Source organism: Polaribacter sp. BAL334 (genome assembly GCF_015767435.1).
Lineage (GTDB): Bacteria > Bacteroidota > Bacteroidia > Flavobacteriales > Flavobacteriaceae > Polaribacter.
The window spans coordinates 1-14,968 of sequence record NZ_JADWOV010000319.1 but is presented as its reverse complement, the minus strand read 5'-3'; the positions used below and the strand labels follow the sequence as shown (position 1 = coordinate 14,968).

Sequence of the window (14,968 nt, the reverse complement as noted above, 5' to 3'; positions counted from 1 at the left end):
ATGGAAAATTTAGACGAAATAGCAATCGATAGAATTATAGAAATGGCTTGGGAAGACAGAACTTCTTTTGAAGCGATTCAATTTCAATTTGGATTAAAAGAACAAGAAGTCATTGAATTGATGCGAAAAGAAATGAAACCAAAAAGTTTCAAAATGTGGAGAGAACGCGTTCAAGGACGAAAAACAAAACACGAAAAATTACGAACTTTTGAACAAGGTCGTTTTAAATGTACAAGACAAAAATCAATATCAAATAACTCTATATCAAAAAGATAAACCTCGTGCTTTGCTTTTAAGCTTGGAGTACTTAAAGACAGCACATTAAAAAGAAACAAAAAGATGATTACAGAAGTCGTATTAAAAGAAAAAGAAACAGAGCAAAAATTCAATGGTTTTTCATTTGAAGAAATTGGAGACGATCATTTGTACACAGGAATTGAAACTCCTATGAAACCAAATGCTTTTGCCATTTCTGATGAAGAAAAAAAGAAAAAAATTACTTCCTTATTTGCAGAAATTATGGACGTAATGGGCTTAGATTTAACTGACGATTCATTGAAAGGAACTCCAAACAGAGTTGCAAAAATGTATATTGACGAGATTTTCTCTGGATTAAATCCTGCAAACAAACCAAAAGTGGCATTGTTTGATAACAAATATAAATACAACCAAATGTTGGTTGAAAAAAATATTACATTTTATTCCAATTGTGAGCATCATTTTGTGCCAATTATCGGCAAAGCACATGTAGCTTACATTTCCTCTGGAAAAGTAATTGGATTGTCTAAATTGAACAGAATTGTTCAATATTTTGCAAAAAGACCACAAGTGCAAGAACGTTTGACAAACCAAATTGCTGAAGAATTAAAAGCTGTTTTACAAACTGAAGATGTTGCAGTCATTATAGATGCAAAACATTTGTGTGTTTCCTCAAGAGGAATCAAAGATGACACTTCAGCAACAGTAACCTCTTATTTTGGAGGAGCATTCAATACTCCAGAAAAAATTGCAGAATTACAAAACACATTAAATTATTAAATTCAACCTACGTTAAATTACTAAATTTATGGACATCATACACAGAGCTCTTGAGTTTGAGCAAAGACCGATGAAATTCGTAACTACAAGTGACAGAATTTTGGCGTCAAGAGAAGTAAAATCATTGATTTTAAGTTTGAATGAAATTTATAAACAGAATAAAGATCAGCAAATCATGGAAATCATGAAACGATTAACAGCTATCAAGCAAAAAATAGAAAAGCGATTGAAAGGCTTTAAAGTTCCTGCTGCATAATTTTAGGAATATTTGTCTTGCTAATCTAATTGAAATACTTATATTCGGAAGTTATAAAATTACCCGATTTAAAATGGAATTATTAGAAAGAGCGCAAGAATTTGAGAACAGAAATTTCGCGTTCAAAACAACTAGCGAAAGAATTTTGGCATCAAGAGAAGTGAAAGCCTTAATTCTTGAATTGAACGAATTTTACAAAACAAAAAAAGATCCTGAAATTATGGATCAAATGAAACGCTTGACACTCGTGAAACAAAAAATCGAAAAGCGTTTAAAAGGAAGACCTTAATACAATGAAAAAAATAGTCGTTATTGGCGGAAGTAGAGGAATTGGAAATGCTATTGTAAATTTATTAGTTTCTGAAAATCAGGTAATTAATATTAGCAGAAATGAACCAGCAGAAATTCATCAAAATTTTACACACTATTCTTGTGATATTTTGACAGATGAATTACCTGCAATTGAAGCAATTGATAGTTTGATTTATTGTCCTGGAAGCATCAATTTAAAACCAATTTCAAGATTAAAATTAGAGGAATTTAGAGAAGATTTTGAAATTAATGTGATTGGTGCAGTCAAAGCAATCCAACATTTTTTACCTGATTTGAAAAATGGTAAAAATCCTTCCATCGTACTTTTTAGCACTGTTGCTGCAAAATTGGGAATGCCTTTTCATGCCAGTGTTGCCGCTGCAAAATCTGCTGTTGAAGGCTTGACAAAATCTTTGGGCGCTGAATTAGCCCCAACAATTCGTGTCAATGCAATTGCTCCAACAGTGACAAATACTGACTTAGCTTCCAAATTATTGAGAAACGAAAAAATGATTGAAAATATCACAGAACGTCATCCATTGAAAAAATTTTTACATCCTGAAGAAGTTGCAGCAATGGCACATTTTTTAATATCAGACAATGCGTTATCAATTTCAGGACAAATTTTTGAATTGGATTGTGGCATTGTAAGCTTTAAAATTTAAAAAATGAATATTTACGACATCAAAATAAACAGTCTTCAAGGAAAACCAATTCATTTTTCTGATTTCAAAAACAAGTATTTACTATTTGTAAATGTAGCTTCTAAATGCGGTTTTACGCCTCAATATGAAGATTTAGAAAAATTATATCAATCCTACAAAGAAAAATTAGTAGTTATTGGAGTTCCCTGCAATCAATTTGGAAAACAAGAACCAGGAAATGCCTCTGAAATTCAAGAATTCTGTGAAATGAACTATGGAGTTTCATTTTTGATGACTGAAAAAATCGACGTTAAGGGAGACAATCAACACCCATTGTATGCTTGGTTGACCTCAAAAAGTTTGAATGGAAACAAAAGTTCCTCTGTAAAATGGAACTTTCAAAAATACTTGATCGATAAAAATGGCCATTTGATTGATTATTATTTTTCTATTACAAAACCAACTAGTTCAAAAATCATCAATCATCTAAAATAAAACCATGTTTGGAGTATTTAAAAAGAAATCAGAAGTAGAAAAATTACAAGACCAGTATAAAAAACTGATGGAGGAAGGCTATAAATTGCAATCTATCAACAGAAGTGAAAGTGATCAAAAGTATCTTGAAGCAGATACAATTCTTCAAAAAATAGCTATTTTTGAATCTAAAAATAAAAACTAATGAAACAAATTTCGTTTGTGTTCATTTTCTTAGCCATTAATTTTGGAGGATTGGCAATTGGAAGTTTTTTAATGAATGAAGGACCAACTTCCGATTGGTATTCTAGCCTAAACAAAGCTCCTTGGACTCCTCCAGGTTGGGTTTTTGGGGTCGCTTGGACAACAATAATGATTTGTTTTTCCATTTATTTAGCAAAGCTTTTCACATCAGAAATCAATAAAAAATTGATTTTCAGTATTTTTCTGATTGAATTTATATTGAATGTAAGTTGGAATTACTTGTTTTTCAATCAACATTTGGTATTTACAGCATTGATAGGTATTGTTTTACTTACGGCTGTAATTTTCTATTTTTACTTTAATTTGAGTAAAAATATTGGAAAATATAAATATTTATTGTTGCCATACATGGTCTGGTTATGTATAGCAACTTCACTAAACCTCTACGTTTTAGTGCATAATTAAGATGAAAATTTACACGTTACACAAAAAGCAACAATTGCCAATTGGTTTAAATGAAGCTTGGGAATTTTTATCAAATCCAAGAAATTTAAAAATCATAACTCCAGATTACATGAGTTTTGACATCATTTCTGGAGCAGAAAAACCAATGTTTGCAGGACAAATTATACAATATTTAGTAACCCCAATTTTGGGTATCAAAACAAAATGGGTTTCTGAAATCACACACTATGTAGAAAAAAAATATTTTGTTGATATTCAATTATATGGACCTTATGCTTTGTGGCATCACAAGCATTTTATTCATGAGATTGAAGGTGGAGTTGAATTGGAAGATATCATTGATTATAAAGTCCCTTTGGGAATATTAGGGCAATTGGTACATCCATTTTTAGTGAAGCCAAAATTGGAAGAAATATTCAATTACAGACAACAAAAACTACTGGAATTATTTGGAGAATATCAATCTAATGAAGGAAAAAATTAATTTATTTTGGTTTCGTAGAGTCTTGCGATTGGATGATAATGTTGGATTTTTTAACGCATTAAAATCTGGAAATCCAGTTTTACCCCTCTTTATTTTTGATTCGGAAATTTTAGATAAATTGCCCAAAAACGATGCTAGAGTTTCATTTATCCATGAAACTTTGCAGGAAATGCATACTGAACTTGAAAAAAGTTTTTCAAGCGGAATAGCCATTTTTCATGGAAATTCTTTACCTATTTTTGAAAAAATAACTGAAAAATATATCATTGAAACTGTTTTCACCAATCACGATTACGAGCCTTATGCATCAAAACGTGATCAAGAAATAGCTTATTTTCTTAAAGAAAAAAATATTGGATTTAGAACTTTTAAAGACCAAGTAATTTTTGAAAAAAATGAAATTGTCAAAAAAGATGGAACTCCTTACGTGGTTTATACACCTTATATGAAAGCTTGGAAAGTGAGGTTTAAAGAAACCGAACTTACTTTTTATCCATCAGAAAGTTTGCTTAATAATTTGGTAAAAAATATCGATTTTCCAAATTTGACACTTTCTGATATTGGTTTTACAATTTCAACTCAAAAAGTATTGCCTTTTACAATTTCTTCAAAATTGATTCAAGAATACGAAGAAACCCGAAATTTCCCTGAAAAAGATTCCACATCACGTTTGGGACCTCATTTGAGATTTGGGACGGTAAGTATCAGAAAAATGATTCAAAAAGCGATTGCTGAAGAAAATGAAATCTTTTGGCAAGAATTGATTTGGCGAGAATTTTTTATGCAAATTTTATGGCATTTTCCGCATACAGTTTCTCAAAGTTTCAAATCGAAATACGACAGAATTTTATGGAGAAATAATGAAGAAGAATTCAAATCTTGGTGCGAAGGAAAAACTGGTTATCCTTTAGTGGACGCAGGAATGCGTCAATTGAATGAAACTGGTTTTATGCACAACAGAGTCAGAATGTTGGTTGGTAGTTTTTTATGCAAACATTTGCTGATTGATTGGAGATGGGGAGAAGCCTATTTTGCTGAAAAATTACACGATTACGAAATGGCGAGCAATGTTGGGAATTGGCAATGGGTTGCAGGTTCAGGAGTAGATGCAGCGCCTTATTTCAGAATTTTTAATCCAACTTCTCAAATTGAAAAGTTTGATAAAAAATTAAACTACATTAAAAAATGGGTGCCAGATTTTCAAGAATTTACCTATCCAAAACCAATAGTTGAACATACATTTGCAAGAGAACGTTGTTTGAAAGTGTATAAAGAAGCTTTAGAATAAATTTCCAAAGAAATTAATAATTGATAACCTATTGGGTCTAATTATTTTATTGAATAATGAAATAGTTTTTTTTTCCACGAATTCACCAATTTTAAGGAATTCATCCCAATAATTGTTTTCATCTTAGATGAAAATTCAGATTTATAGGATTCATAGGTATAAAAAATCCGTGAATTTGTGGCAAATTAATTTTAAAATTTAATTGTAGCCAACAGGTTAATTGATAAAAAAAACTATTCCTGATTTTTTTTCTTGTACATCTTCTTTTTTTATGTTTAATTTGCGCCATCAAAAAAGCCGATGTAGCTCAGCTGGCTAGAGCAGCTGATTTGTAATCAGCAGGTCGTGGGTTCGAGTCCCTCTATCGGCTCAACATACAAGTCTCAAAATGAGTTTTTGAGACTTTTCTTTTTTACATATTTTAATAATTTTCGGGATGTAGCGCAGTCTGGTAGCGTACACGGCTGGGGGTCGTGTGGTCGCAGGTTCAAATCCTGTCATCCCGACAATTTTAATGTTTCATTTTCAAATAATTACAACTTTATTACAACTCACATTTTGGTTAAAATAAATACTTATTTTTTGATATTTTTAAAATAATATTATTGAATAATTTTAACTTATTTTCACTACTTTTACTCATGTCGATAAAACTAACAAACGTATAATCGAAAGATTTACATAAAAGTTTTTTAACTTTTGAATTTGAAATGGGTGAAATAGAGATTAATTGTACTGATTTTTTCAATTTAAATCCTCTTCCTTCTTGGATTTATGAAATTGCAACATTTCAAATTTTAGAAGTAAATGCGGCTGCAATAGAACTTTATGGATATTCCAGAAAAGAGTTTCTTTCTCTTACTTTAAGAGATTTAGGGCCAAAAGAAGATTTTTCAAAATTAGACGACTTTTTAAGAAATATTGATACAACTGAAGGAAAAATTCAATTCGGAATTTTATCTCATCAAAAAAAGAATGGCAACCTTATTCAAATGGATATTGTTGGTCATAAAGTAAACTTCAACAATAAAAAATGTATCCTAAATATTTCTCAAGATGTAACTGAAAAACAAGTTCAACTTGCAAAACTTATAAAAACTGAAGAACAACTAAAAGAAGCTGCAAATATTGCTAAATTAGGTTATTGGAGACTTGAACTTGCAACTAATACAATTACTTGGACAGAAGAAGTCAGTCAAATTTGGGGTGGAAAAAATAAAAAAAAACAGTCAAGCCTTCAAAGTGTTCTTGATACCATTTATCCAAATGACTTGGAAAATCTTTTGCAGCGATATAAAAAATCCATTAAAGATGATGGTTTTCATGATGCCATCCATAGAATTATTTTACCTGATTCATCTGTAAAATGGGTTCATGAAATTGCTAGTGTAAAAAGTGATGAAAACGGAGTTCCAATAAGTCTAGAAGGGACTGTTCAAGATATTACAGAACGGAAAGAAGAAGAAGAAAGGTTAAGATTACTTGAAAACGTCATTAAAAACACCAAAGATGCTATTGTTATAACTGAAGCTGAACCTATAGAAAATTCGGGACCTAAAATTATTTATGTAAATCAGGCATTTACAAAAATGACTGGTTATACAGCAGAAGAAATTATTGGAAAAACTCCCCGCATTTTGCAAGGACCTAACTCAGATAAAAATGAATTAGAAAAACTTAAAACAGCTTTAAAAAATCGGGAACCCTGTGAAATAACGGTATTAAATAATAAGAAAAATGGTGACGAATTTTGGGTAAAATTATCGGTAACACCCATTACTAACGAAACTGGTGCTTATACAAATTGGATTTCAATCCAAAAAAATGTCACAAAAGAAAAACAAACCCAACTTAAAAAAGATTTATTAGCTAAAATTAGTACTAATTTTAAAGATGAAAATTCATTAATATCTTCAACAAAAAAAGTTTGCCAAACAATTTGTGATTTTGGAAATTTTGATTTTGCAGAAATATGGTTACCAAACCTTGATAAAACAAAAATAAATCTTATCTCAAAAATTTGCAACTCAAAAATTGCTGAAAAGTTTTATAAATCATCATTCAATAAAACTTCTATACTTCCACAAGAGGGAATTCCTGGATTGGTATGGCAAAAAAAATCGTCAGTTCTTTGGAGTGATGTTAGTGAAAACTTAGATTTTATTAGAAAAGACGCCGCTAAAAGCTCAGGAATCAATACTGTGCTTGGCATCCCACTTTTATTTAATAATGAAGTAATTGGTATAATGATAGTTGGAACAAAAAACAATTCTAAATATCTAATAAACCATCAAACAACCCTCGAAGATTTAAAAGATTTTATCGGATCTGAAATCAATCGTAAAAAACTCGAAAATGATTTAAATCATTTGTATGATGCTGTTCCTGATTTGATTTGTGTAACTGACTTGAATGGTACGTTTTTAAAAATAAACAAAGCAGGATGTGAAATCCTTGGACATCAAGAGGATGAAATATTGCATTACAATTATGAAAAATTTATTCATCCTGAGGATAAAAACATTTCTAATTCAGATTTAAAAAATCTCAATAATGGTAACAAAACTCTCAATTTTCAAAACAGATACATTAAAAAGAATGGAGAAATTGTTTGGTTGAGTTGGACAAGCAACATTAATTTAGAGGAAGGATTAATTTATGCTTCTGCAAAAAATATTACACAAGAAATAAGACTTCTAGACCTAACTACACAAACATCAAAATTAGCCAGAATTGGAAGTTGGGAGGTTGATTTGATCAATAATAAGGTATATTGGACTGATATGGTTCATGAACTTCATGAAACGGATCCTAAGAATCATATACCAAGTGTTGATTCAGGAATCAATTTTTATAGAGACGATTTTAAAGATTTAGTTGCAAAAAATGTTTCTAACTGTATAGAATTTGGAACTCCATTCAACTTTGAAGCTGTTTTAGTTACCGCGAAAAATAATGAATTATGGATAAAAAGCATTGGAAATGCTGAATTTGTTAATGGAAAATGCCTTAGAGTTTTTGGTAGTTTTCAAGATATAAACGAACGTAAACAAACTGAATTACGATATCAATCTTTAGCAGATAATTTACCAGGTGTTGCATATCAATATTTAATACATCCTGATGGAACTGATTCTATTAGATACGTTACAAAAGGTTCATATGAACTTTGGGGATATAGCCCAGATGAAGTTTTAGAAAATGTAAATAAAGTTTGGAAACAAATTGAACTTGGTGGAAGTTTAGAACGTATCAAACAAACCGTTTTAGATTCTATGACGTCAAAATCAAAATGGACTGCAACATGGCGAAATGTGAAACCAAATGGTGAAGTTAAAACCTATTTAGGATTAGGAACTCCAAGTTATTTAATTGATGGCACAACACTTTTTAACTCAGTTGTTTTAGATGTTACTTATGAAGAAAAAAACAAAGAATTATTAGAGCAAACGTCAAAATTAGCCAGAATAGGAAGTTGGGAGGTTGATTTGATCAGTAACCAATTATTTTGGTCAGACATGGTTCATGAAATTCATGAAACATCGGTAACTGATTTTAATCCAAATATTGACACGGCAATTAATTTTTATCGAAAAGATTTTCAAGATTTAATTACTTGCAGAGTTCAAGATTGTATAAAAAATGGAAAACCATACAATTTTGAAGCAGTCTTGATTACTGCTAAAAATAATGAAATATGGATTAGAACTCATGGAAATGCTGAGATAATCAATGGAAAAGTCATAAGAATTTATGGAAGTATTCAAGATATCAATAAACAAAAACTAAATGAAATTGCACTTCAAGAAAGTTTAAAAAATTTAAAAGATTATAAACTTGCACTTGATCAATCTGCAAGTATAACCATTGCCAATAAAAATGGAATCATAATAGATGTAAATGATAATTTTTGCAAACTTTCAAAATATTCAAGAGAAGAATTAGAAGGAAATACGCATAAAATTATCAATTCAACATACCATTCAAAAGCCTTTTTTAAAGTTCTTTGGGATACAATTAAGGCTGGAAAAGTTTGGAGAGGCGAAGTGAAAAATAGAGCTAAAGACGGTACTCTTTATTGGGCTTTGAGCACTGTCATTCCCTTTTTAGATGAAAATATGCAACCATTTCAGTATATGGCAATCCGTATTGACATTACTGAGAAAAAGCTAGCTGATGAGAGGATTTTAAAAATTTTAAATGAAAAAAATAAAATATTAGAAAGTATTGGTGATGCCTTTTTTGCTGTTGATAAATATTGGAGAGTTACTTACTGGAACAAACAAGCAGAGGTTTTAGTTGGAAAGAATAGAGAAGAAATTGTAGGAGAAAATATTCGAGAAGTATTTAATGACGGTATTAATTTTGGAATCTATAAAAGTTTAAAAAAATCATTAGAAACAAAAGAAACTTTAAATATAGAAATATACTCCACTACATTAAAAAAATGGTTAGAGATTGCAGCTTATCCTTCAAAGGAAGGTTTATCCGTATATTTTAAAGACATTTCACAACGAAAAGAGGCTGATTTGAAATTAATTGAAGCCAATGAACGTTTTGGAAAAGTGGCTGAAGCAACAAGTGATGCCATTTATGAATGGGGAATTATTGATGATTCTCACTATTGGGGAGCAGGTTTTGAAACAATTTTAGGATATGATTTAAAAACTGTAAAACCAAGTTCAAAATTATGGTTGGACCAAATCCATCCAGAAGATGTTGAAAGAGTTCGAAAAAGTATTTTTGATGCCATTGCAGATCCAACTATTTTAAAATGGGCTGAAGAATATCGCTTTATCAAAAGAGATGGAACTATTTTATTTGTCATTGACAAAGGAATATTTATTAGAAATTCAGAAAGAAAAGTAGAGAAAATGTTTGGTTCAATTGCTGATTTGACAAAACAAAAAGCACAAGAATTAGAATTAATTGCGCTGAATGAATCCTTAAGAAAGTATGCCAAAGACCTTGAATTATCAAACGAACAATTAGAGCAATTTGCTTTTATTGCCTCTCATGACTTGCAAGAGCCTTTGCGAATGATCTCTAGCTTTATGGATTTATTGAAAAGAAAATACGAAACTCAATTGGATGAAAAAGGAATGCAATACATTCATTTTGCGACTGATGGAGCTAGAAGAATGAAAAAAATTATTCTTGATTTATTAGAGTATTCAAGAGCAGGAAAAATCAATGAAACTCCAGAAACTTTTGCTGTGATGGATATTATTTTGGAATATGAGTTTCTTAGAAAACAACTAATTATCGATAAAAATGTTGAATTAAATGTAGGAAATATGCCCATCATTCAATGTTTCAAATCACCATTCATTCAAACACTTCACGGATTAATTGACAATGCTTTAAAATATTCTAGAAAAGATATTTTTCCAAGAGTAAATATTTATTCTGAAGAAGATGAAAATTACTTTAAAATCTTTGTTCAAGACAATGGTATTGGAATTGATCCAAAATTCCATGAAAAAATATTCGTTATTTTTCAACGACTTCATAACAAAGAAACCTATGAAGGAACAGGCATTGGATTGGCAATTGCTAAAAAACAAGTAGAATCTTGGGGAGGTATCATTGGAGTAATTTCTAATATTAATGAAGGAGCTACTTTCTTTTTTACAATACCCAAAAGCATCGAAAAGTCATAAAATTTTGTAAATTTAAAAAAAATAAAAAATCAATCAGATTTGTTTATATTTTTGTAAACTCCCAATAAATTAGTTATGAAAATAAATAAGACACACATCCTTTTAGTAGAAGACAATGAAGGTGATATTATTTTAACTATTGATGCATTTGAAGAAAGCAAAATTGATTCAAAAATAAGTGTTGCCAGAAATGGTCAAGAAGCGCTTGATTTTTTGTACAAAAAAGGATCTTTTTCAAATGTTGAAAAACCAGATTTGATTCTTTTAGACATTAACATGCCCATTTTTAATGGTCATGAAGTGCTTATAAAAATCAAAGAAGATCCTATACTAAAAAAAATTCCAGTGATTATGCTTACCACTTCTTCAAATCAGCAAGATATTGATAAAGCGTATGAAAATCACGCAAATAGTTATATTACAAAGCCAGTTGAAATTCAAGATTTTTTAGATGCTATTTTAAAAATTAAAGAATTTTGGTTGCAATTAACAACATTATCAGAATAACTCAATGGCAAAGACCCTTACTGAAATAACTCAATTGGATGTTTTAGTAATTGAAGATAATCTTGGAGATTATTTTTTACTAGAAGAATATTTAAAAGAATCTTTTGAAAATATTTTTATAAATCACTGTGCAAATTTTAATACAGCAATAGATTTTATAAAAAATAATAGAAATAAAATTTCAGTCATTTTCTCTGACTTACATTTACCAGATTCAAGTGATATAGAGTTGGTTCAAAATCTCCTACTTCATGCAGATTCAACTCCAATAATTTTATTATCTGGTCATAAAAACGAAAAAATTGTTCAAGAAAGTAAAAAATTGGGGGTATCTAATTTGTTGATGAAAGACGATTTAAATCCAAATATTCTGAAAGAAACTATTGAATTTGTTGTTTAAAATTTTGTCATAAAGATAATAAAAACTCTGGCGTAATTGGTTTGGTAGTATATTTAAAAACATTAGAATTCAATTTTGTTCTCAGAATATCATTGTCATTAATGCTGCTAGAAACCACACAAATTTTGCATTTTTTTCCACAAGGAATATCTAATTCATCTAATTTTTCTATGAATTCTATTCCATTCATTCTTGGCATATAAATATCCAACAAAATTAATTCCGGCAAATTGTCGTGAATATCTCTATTTGTTTGTAAATATTCTATTGCTTTTTCTCCATTATCAAATTCCAAAACAGTTTCGGCTATTTGATTGGTTTTGATCAGAACATTCACCAAATAATTATCAATAGCATCGTCATCAATAATCATTATTTTTTTGTATTTGAAGCTCATTGTTCTTTGTTTTTAAAATGTATTAATGGTTGATAAATTTCATAAATTCTTCTTGTCTTCTTTTTGCAACTGGCAAAATGTGTCCGTTCTTTAATTCACAAAATAGTCCGTTATTCTTAATTATTTTTACTAAATATTTGATATTTACAATATAAGAATGATGAATTCTAAAAAAATTATTGCTTAAAGTTAGTGTATATTCTCCTAAATTTCTGCTTGAAATCATTCTAGCATCATTAGTTGTGTAAAACTCGGTATATTTTCCATCAGCTTTGCAAAATATAATATCTTCAATTTTTAACAATTCAATTTTATCAACAGATGCTATTGAAACATATTCGAACTTTTGTTGTAACGAATTGATTGTTTTAATTTTTCCTAGCACATCATCTTGAAAAACAGTTTCCATTTCTAAGTATTTGATTGTTTTATAAATAGAAATTATGAGTGAATTTGTGTTTAAAGGTTTCAATAAAAAGTCGATGGCATTGTGACCAAACGCTTCATAAGCATCGCATTTATCTTTAGATGCAATGATTATTTTAGGTTTACGAACAGTTAAATCGTTTAAAATTTTGGGGTCATAGGTAAACTGATCTTTACAGATAAATAACACATCAGGTTTTTTTTCATTGATGAGTGAAGTAATATTTTTACAATCATCTACAAAAGCTATAACTGAAAATAGAACTGAATTTTCAATTTCAAATTGTTTGAGCAATTTAATTACATCCAAATCATTTTCAATAACTATTGCTTGTAAAACCTTCATTAAAAGTTGTATAATTGTTGTGGGTCACTTCAAAAATACAAATAATTTAGTATATTTATAGCAAAAACCCTCATTAAAAATGACAATCTCTGATATTGAAAGACAAAAAGCACTTATTGAACTGAATCTAATAGATACAGCATCAGAAAAAATGTTTGATGATATTACAGAATTAGCATCAAAAATCTGTAAAACTCCTGTTGCCTTAATTACAGTTTTAGACATTCACAAACAGCTTTTCAAATCAAGATTTGGAATATCAATCACAGAAGCCCCTATAGAACAAGCATTTTGTAAATTGGCAATCGAAAAACCCGATGAAATTTTTATTGTAGAAGACGCAAGAAAAGACGTTCGTTTTATAGAAAATCCATTAGTCTATGAAAATCCGAAAATTGTTTCTTACTATGGCGTTCCATTAGAATCAAAATCAGGTGTTGCTTTAGGAACTTTATGTGTGATTGATTATGAAGTAAAAATATTAACTGAGGAACAAAAAGAAATGTTGGTGATTTTATCAAAACATGTAGAATATTTGATAGAATTACGTGCAAAAACAAAATTAGTTAATGAATATCAAGTAAAGATTGAACAATATTCAAAAGACATGGAAGATTTTGCTTACATGGCTGTTCATGATTTAAAAGCGCCAGTGAGAGCTATTGATTCTTTTACGAAATTAATTGACAAAAAGTATCATTCAACATGGGATGAAAAAGACGAGAAGTATATTGGATTTATACTTCAAAGTACGGGTAAAATGAACGATTTAATCAACAATTTGTTGGAATATAGTAAAAGTACGAATGCTGTTGGAAACTTTGAAAAATTTGATCTCAATGAATTAGTAACCGAACTTTTTAATAGTTTAACATGCACAATTCAAGAAAAACCAAAATTGATTTGTACTAATTTACCCACTTTATTTTCTTCCAAAATTGCATTTACAGTGCTGTTTACTAACTTTTTATCAAATGCTATCAAATATAAAAAGGATACTGAACCTTTGACTATTGAGATAAGTGCTAAAGAAGAAATTGATTCTTGGATATTATCTATAAAAGATACCGGAATTGGTATTGAATCTGACTATTTTGACTATATTTTCAAACCATTCAAACGTTTGCATTCAAATTCTAAATACGAAGGGACTGGTTTAGGACTGGCAATCTGCAAAAAAATAGCAGACAATTTAAAAGCCAGTATCCATGTAAATTCTGTTTTAAATGAAGGAACAACTTTTATTGTAAAAGTTCCAAAATAATTATCTTCATATAAAAAAACCAATCTATTTCTTACCTAACTATTTTCGGAAACAACAATATTTGTTTTTGAATTATAAACCACTTATTCCCAAAAACCATACACTTATTTTATGTGAAAATCAGTTGCTAACTGCAATTATATTTTTGAATTCCTAAAATAAAATTGATATAATTTTGCTGCGTTAATAATAAAGTTTCATAGTGATTTTTTAGTTTTTCCTAGCAATTAAATTGGTAGAATCCGCTCCTAGAATATTCCCCCGAATTCTAGGAGTTTTTTTTTGTTTAAGAATTTTTTTTCATTATTTTTTAATTATTGATATGTAAGAATTAGATTAAAAAATATATCAAAATTCATTATTAAACCACTTATTCCCAAAAATCAGCCACTTATATCCCTCTATGATCACATACTTACCAAACACTGTTTTTCAATATTATATGGTTTAAATGAGGTAAATTTGCTATATCAAACAGTTTATAAAGTTCACCAAAAAACCCCCGAAAACCCCTAATCTAAAAAAAGTACCCCTAACCCCCTTAAGACTGAAAATCTTCTAGAATCGACCCCTAAATATTCTAGAAGATTTTTTTATTGCCCAAAAACTGATAACGTTTATTGTAAGAAAAAACAGTTATTCCTAAAAAGAACACAGTTATTTCTTCTTTAATACGAATGCTTACCAAAGACGATTTTTAGAGTTTTTATGAAATTTAAGATGTAATTTTACTGTGTAAATAAGAATATAAAGTTCATAAATACACCCCTAAAACCCCTAAAAAAAAGTTCCCTAAAACC

16 protein-coding genes and 2 tRNA genes are annotated in these 14,968 nt (G+C 29.3%); 16 read left to right on the top strand and 2 right to left on the bottom strand.

Translation table 11 applies throughout. The features are described 5' to 3' along the window. From IU405_RS13260 to IU405_RS13190, 15 genes are all read left to right on the top strand, one after another. A complete protein-coding gene (locus IU405_RS13260) occupies positions 1-276 on the top strand; it encodes a TIGR03643 family protein (RefSeq protein ID WP_197439093.1) in 276 nt (91 codons plus the stop codon). Between the two features lie 63 nt (positions 277-339). Next, positions 340-1,038, top strand: coding sequence for a GTP cyclohydrolase I FolE (gene folE / locus IU405_RS13255; protein ID WP_197439092.1), 699 nt, complete (start codon positions 340-342; stop codon positions 1,036-1,038). Between the two features lie 28 nt (positions 1,039-1,066). Then, the gene (locus IU405_RS13250; protein ID WP_197439091.1) at positions 1,067-1,294 is read left to right on the top strand and encodes a hypothetical protein; all 228 of its coding nucleotides are present in this window, start codon (positions 1,067-1,069) and stop codon (positions 1,292-1,294) included. 73 nt (positions 1,295-1,367) lie between these two features. Continuing rightward, the gene (locus IU405_RS13245; RefSeq protein WP_197439090.1) at positions 1,368-1,583 is read left to right on the top strand and encodes a hypothetical protein; all 216 of its coding nucleotides are present in this window, start codon (positions 1,368-1,370) and stop codon (positions 1,581-1,583) included. A gap of 4 nt (positions 1,584-1,587) precedes the next feature. Beyond that, complete coding sequence (locus IU405_RS13240) at positions 1,588-2,271, top strand: SDR family NAD(P)-dependent oxidoreductase (RefSeq protein ID WP_197439089.1); 684 nt, start codon at positions 1,588-1,590, stop codon at positions 2,269-2,271. Positions 2,272-2,274: 3 nt separating this feature from the next. Then, entirely contained in the window at positions 2,275-2,745 is a 471-nt protein-coding gene (locus tag IU405_RS13235; RefSeq protein ID WP_197439088.1) for a glutathione peroxidase, read from the top strand. A 4-nt stretch (positions 2,746-2,749) separates the two neighbouring features. Continuing rightward, on the top strand, positions 2,750-2,929 hold the full coding sequence (locus IU405_RS13230; protein WP_197439087.1) for a Lacal_2735 family protein: 180 nt from the start codon (positions 2,750-2,752) through the stop codon (positions 2,927-2,929). Beyond that, positions 2,929-3,393 (top strand): TspO/MBR family protein, encoded by a 465-nt coding sequence (locus IU405_RS13225; protein ID WP_197439086.1) that lies wholly within the window; start codon positions 2,929-2,931, stop codon positions 3,391-3,393. Before IU405_RS13230 ends, IU405_RS13225 begins: the two co-directional genes overlap by 1 nt. A 1-nt stretch (position 3,394) precedes the next feature. Then, a complete protein-coding gene (locus IU405_RS13220) occupies positions 3,395-3,877 on the top strand; it encodes an SRPBCC family protein (RefSeq protein ID WP_197439085.1) in 483 nt (160 codons plus the stop codon). After that, on the top strand, positions 3,861-5,165 hold the full coding sequence (locus IU405_RS13215; protein ID WP_197439084.1) for a cryptochrome/photolyase family protein: 1,305 nt from the start codon (positions 3,861-3,863) through the stop codon (positions 5,163-5,165). The genes IU405_RS13220 and IU405_RS13215 overlap by 17 nt, the downstream gene beginning before the upstream one ends. Before the next feature lie 296 nt (positions 5,166-5,461). Beyond that, positions 5,462-5,535, top strand: a tRNA-Thr gene (locus IU405_RS13210). A 62-nt stretch (positions 5,536-5,597) separates the two neighbouring features. After that, positions 5,598-5,671 (top strand) — tRNA-Pro (locus tag IU405_RS13205). Positions 5,672-5,875: 204 nt separating this feature from the next. After that, positions 5,876-10,828: a PAS domain S-box protein gene (locus tag IU405_RS13200; protein ID WP_197439083.1), complete on the top strand. Its 4,953-nt coding sequence runs from the start codon at positions 5,876-5,878 to the stop codon at positions 10,826-10,828. Between the two features lie 75 nt (positions 10,829-10,903). After that, entirely contained in the window at positions 10,904-11,335 is a 432-nt protein-coding gene (locus IU405_RS13195; RefSeq protein ID WP_231749739.1) for a response regulator, read from the top strand. Positions 11,336-11,339: 4 nt separating this feature from the next. Next, positions 11,340-11,735 carry a response regulator gene (locus IU405_RS13190; RefSeq protein ID WP_197439082.1) on the top strand — a complete coding sequence of 132 codons (396 nt, stop codon included), beginning with the start codon at positions 11,340-11,342 and terminating at the stop codon, positions 11,733-11,735. A gap of 7 nt (positions 11,736-11,742) precedes the next feature. Here the strand turns inward: IU405_RS13190 and IU405_RS13185 are convergent, their stop codons facing one another. Together IU405_RS13185 and IU405_RS13180 are read right to left on the bottom strand one after the other, a co-directional pair. Beyond that, entirely contained in the window at positions 11,743-12,132 is a 390-nt protein-coding gene (locus IU405_RS13185; protein WP_197439081.1) for a response regulator, read from the bottom strand. A gap of 22 nt (positions 12,133-12,154) precedes the next feature. After that, on the bottom strand, positions 12,155-12,904 hold the full coding sequence (locus IU405_RS13180; RefSeq protein WP_197439080.1) for a LytR/AlgR family response regulator transcription factor: 750 nt from the start codon (positions 12,902-12,904) through the stop codon (positions 12,155-12,157). Positions 12,905-12,983: 79 nt separating this feature from the next. On the opposite strand from IU405_RS13180, the gene IU405_RS13175 reads away from it, so the two are divergent. Next, positions 12,984-14,168, top strand: coding sequence for a sensor histidine kinase (locus tag IU405_RS13175; protein WP_197439079.1), 1,185 nt, complete (start codon positions 12,984-12,986; stop codon positions 14,166-14,168). The last annotated feature ends 800 nt before the right edge of the window (positions 14,169-14,968 follow it).

Bases quoted from the DNA above. Each gene is read 5' to 3' on its own strand.
- IU405_RS13260 (WP_197439093.1), top strand. From the start codon at position 1: ATGGAAAATTTAGACGAAATAGCAATCGATAGAATTATAGAAATGGCT.
- folE (WP_197439092.1), top strand. From the start codon at position 340: ATGATTACAGAAGTCGTATTAAAAGAAAAAGAAACAGAGCAAAAATTC.
- IU405_RS13250 (WP_197439091.1), top strand. From the start codon at position 1,067: ATGGACATCATACACAGAGCTCTTGAGTTTGAGCAAAGACCGATGAAA.
- IU405_RS13245 (WP_197439090.1), top strand. From the start codon at position 1,368: ATGGAATTATTAGAAAGAGCGCAAGAATTTGAGAACAGAAATTTCGCG.
- IU405_RS13240 (WP_197439089.1), top strand. From the start codon at position 1,588: ATGAAAAAAATAGTCGTTATTGGCGGAAGTAGAGGAATTGGAAATGCT.
- IU405_RS13235 (WP_197439088.1), top strand. From the start codon at position 2,275: ATGAATATTTACGACATCAAAATAAACAGTCTTCAAGGAAAACCAATT.
- IU405_RS13230 (WP_197439087.1), top strand. From the start codon at position 2,750: ATGTTTGGAGTATTTAAAAAGAAATCAGAAGTAGAAAAATTACAAGAC.
- IU405_RS13225 (WP_197439086.1), top strand. From the start codon at position 2,929: ATGAAACAAATTTCGTTTGTGTTCATTTTCTTAGCCATTAATTTTGGA.
- IU405_RS13220 (WP_197439085.1), top strand. From the start codon at position 3,395: ATGAAAATTTACACGTTACACAAAAAGCAACAATTGCCAATTGGTTTA.
- IU405_RS13215 (WP_197439084.1), top strand. From the start codon at position 3,861: ATGAAGGAAAAAATTAATTTATTTTGGTTTCGTAGAGTCTTGCGATTG.
- IU405_RS13200 (WP_197439083.1), top strand. From the start codon at position 5,876: ATGGGTGAAATAGAGATTAATTGTACTGATTTTTTCAATTTAAATCCT.
- IU405_RS13195 (WP_231749739.1), top strand. From the start codon at position 10,904: ATGAAAATAAATAAGACACACATCCTTTTAGTAGAAGACAATGAAGGT.
- IU405_RS13190 (WP_197439082.1), top strand. From the start codon at position 11,340: ATGGCAAAGACCCTTACTGAAATAACTCAATTGGATGTTTTAGTAATT.
- IU405_RS13185 (WP_197439081.1), bottom strand. From the start codon at position 12,132: ATGAGCTTCAAATACAAAAAAATAATGATTATTGATGACGATGCTATT.
- IU405_RS13180 (WP_197439080.1), bottom strand. From the start codon at position 12,904: ATGAAGGTTTTACAAGCAATAGTTATTGAAAATGATTTGGATGTAATT.
- IU405_RS13175 (WP_197439079.1), top strand. From the start codon at position 12,984: ATGACAATCTCTGATATTGAAAGACAAAAAGCACTTATTGAACTGAAT.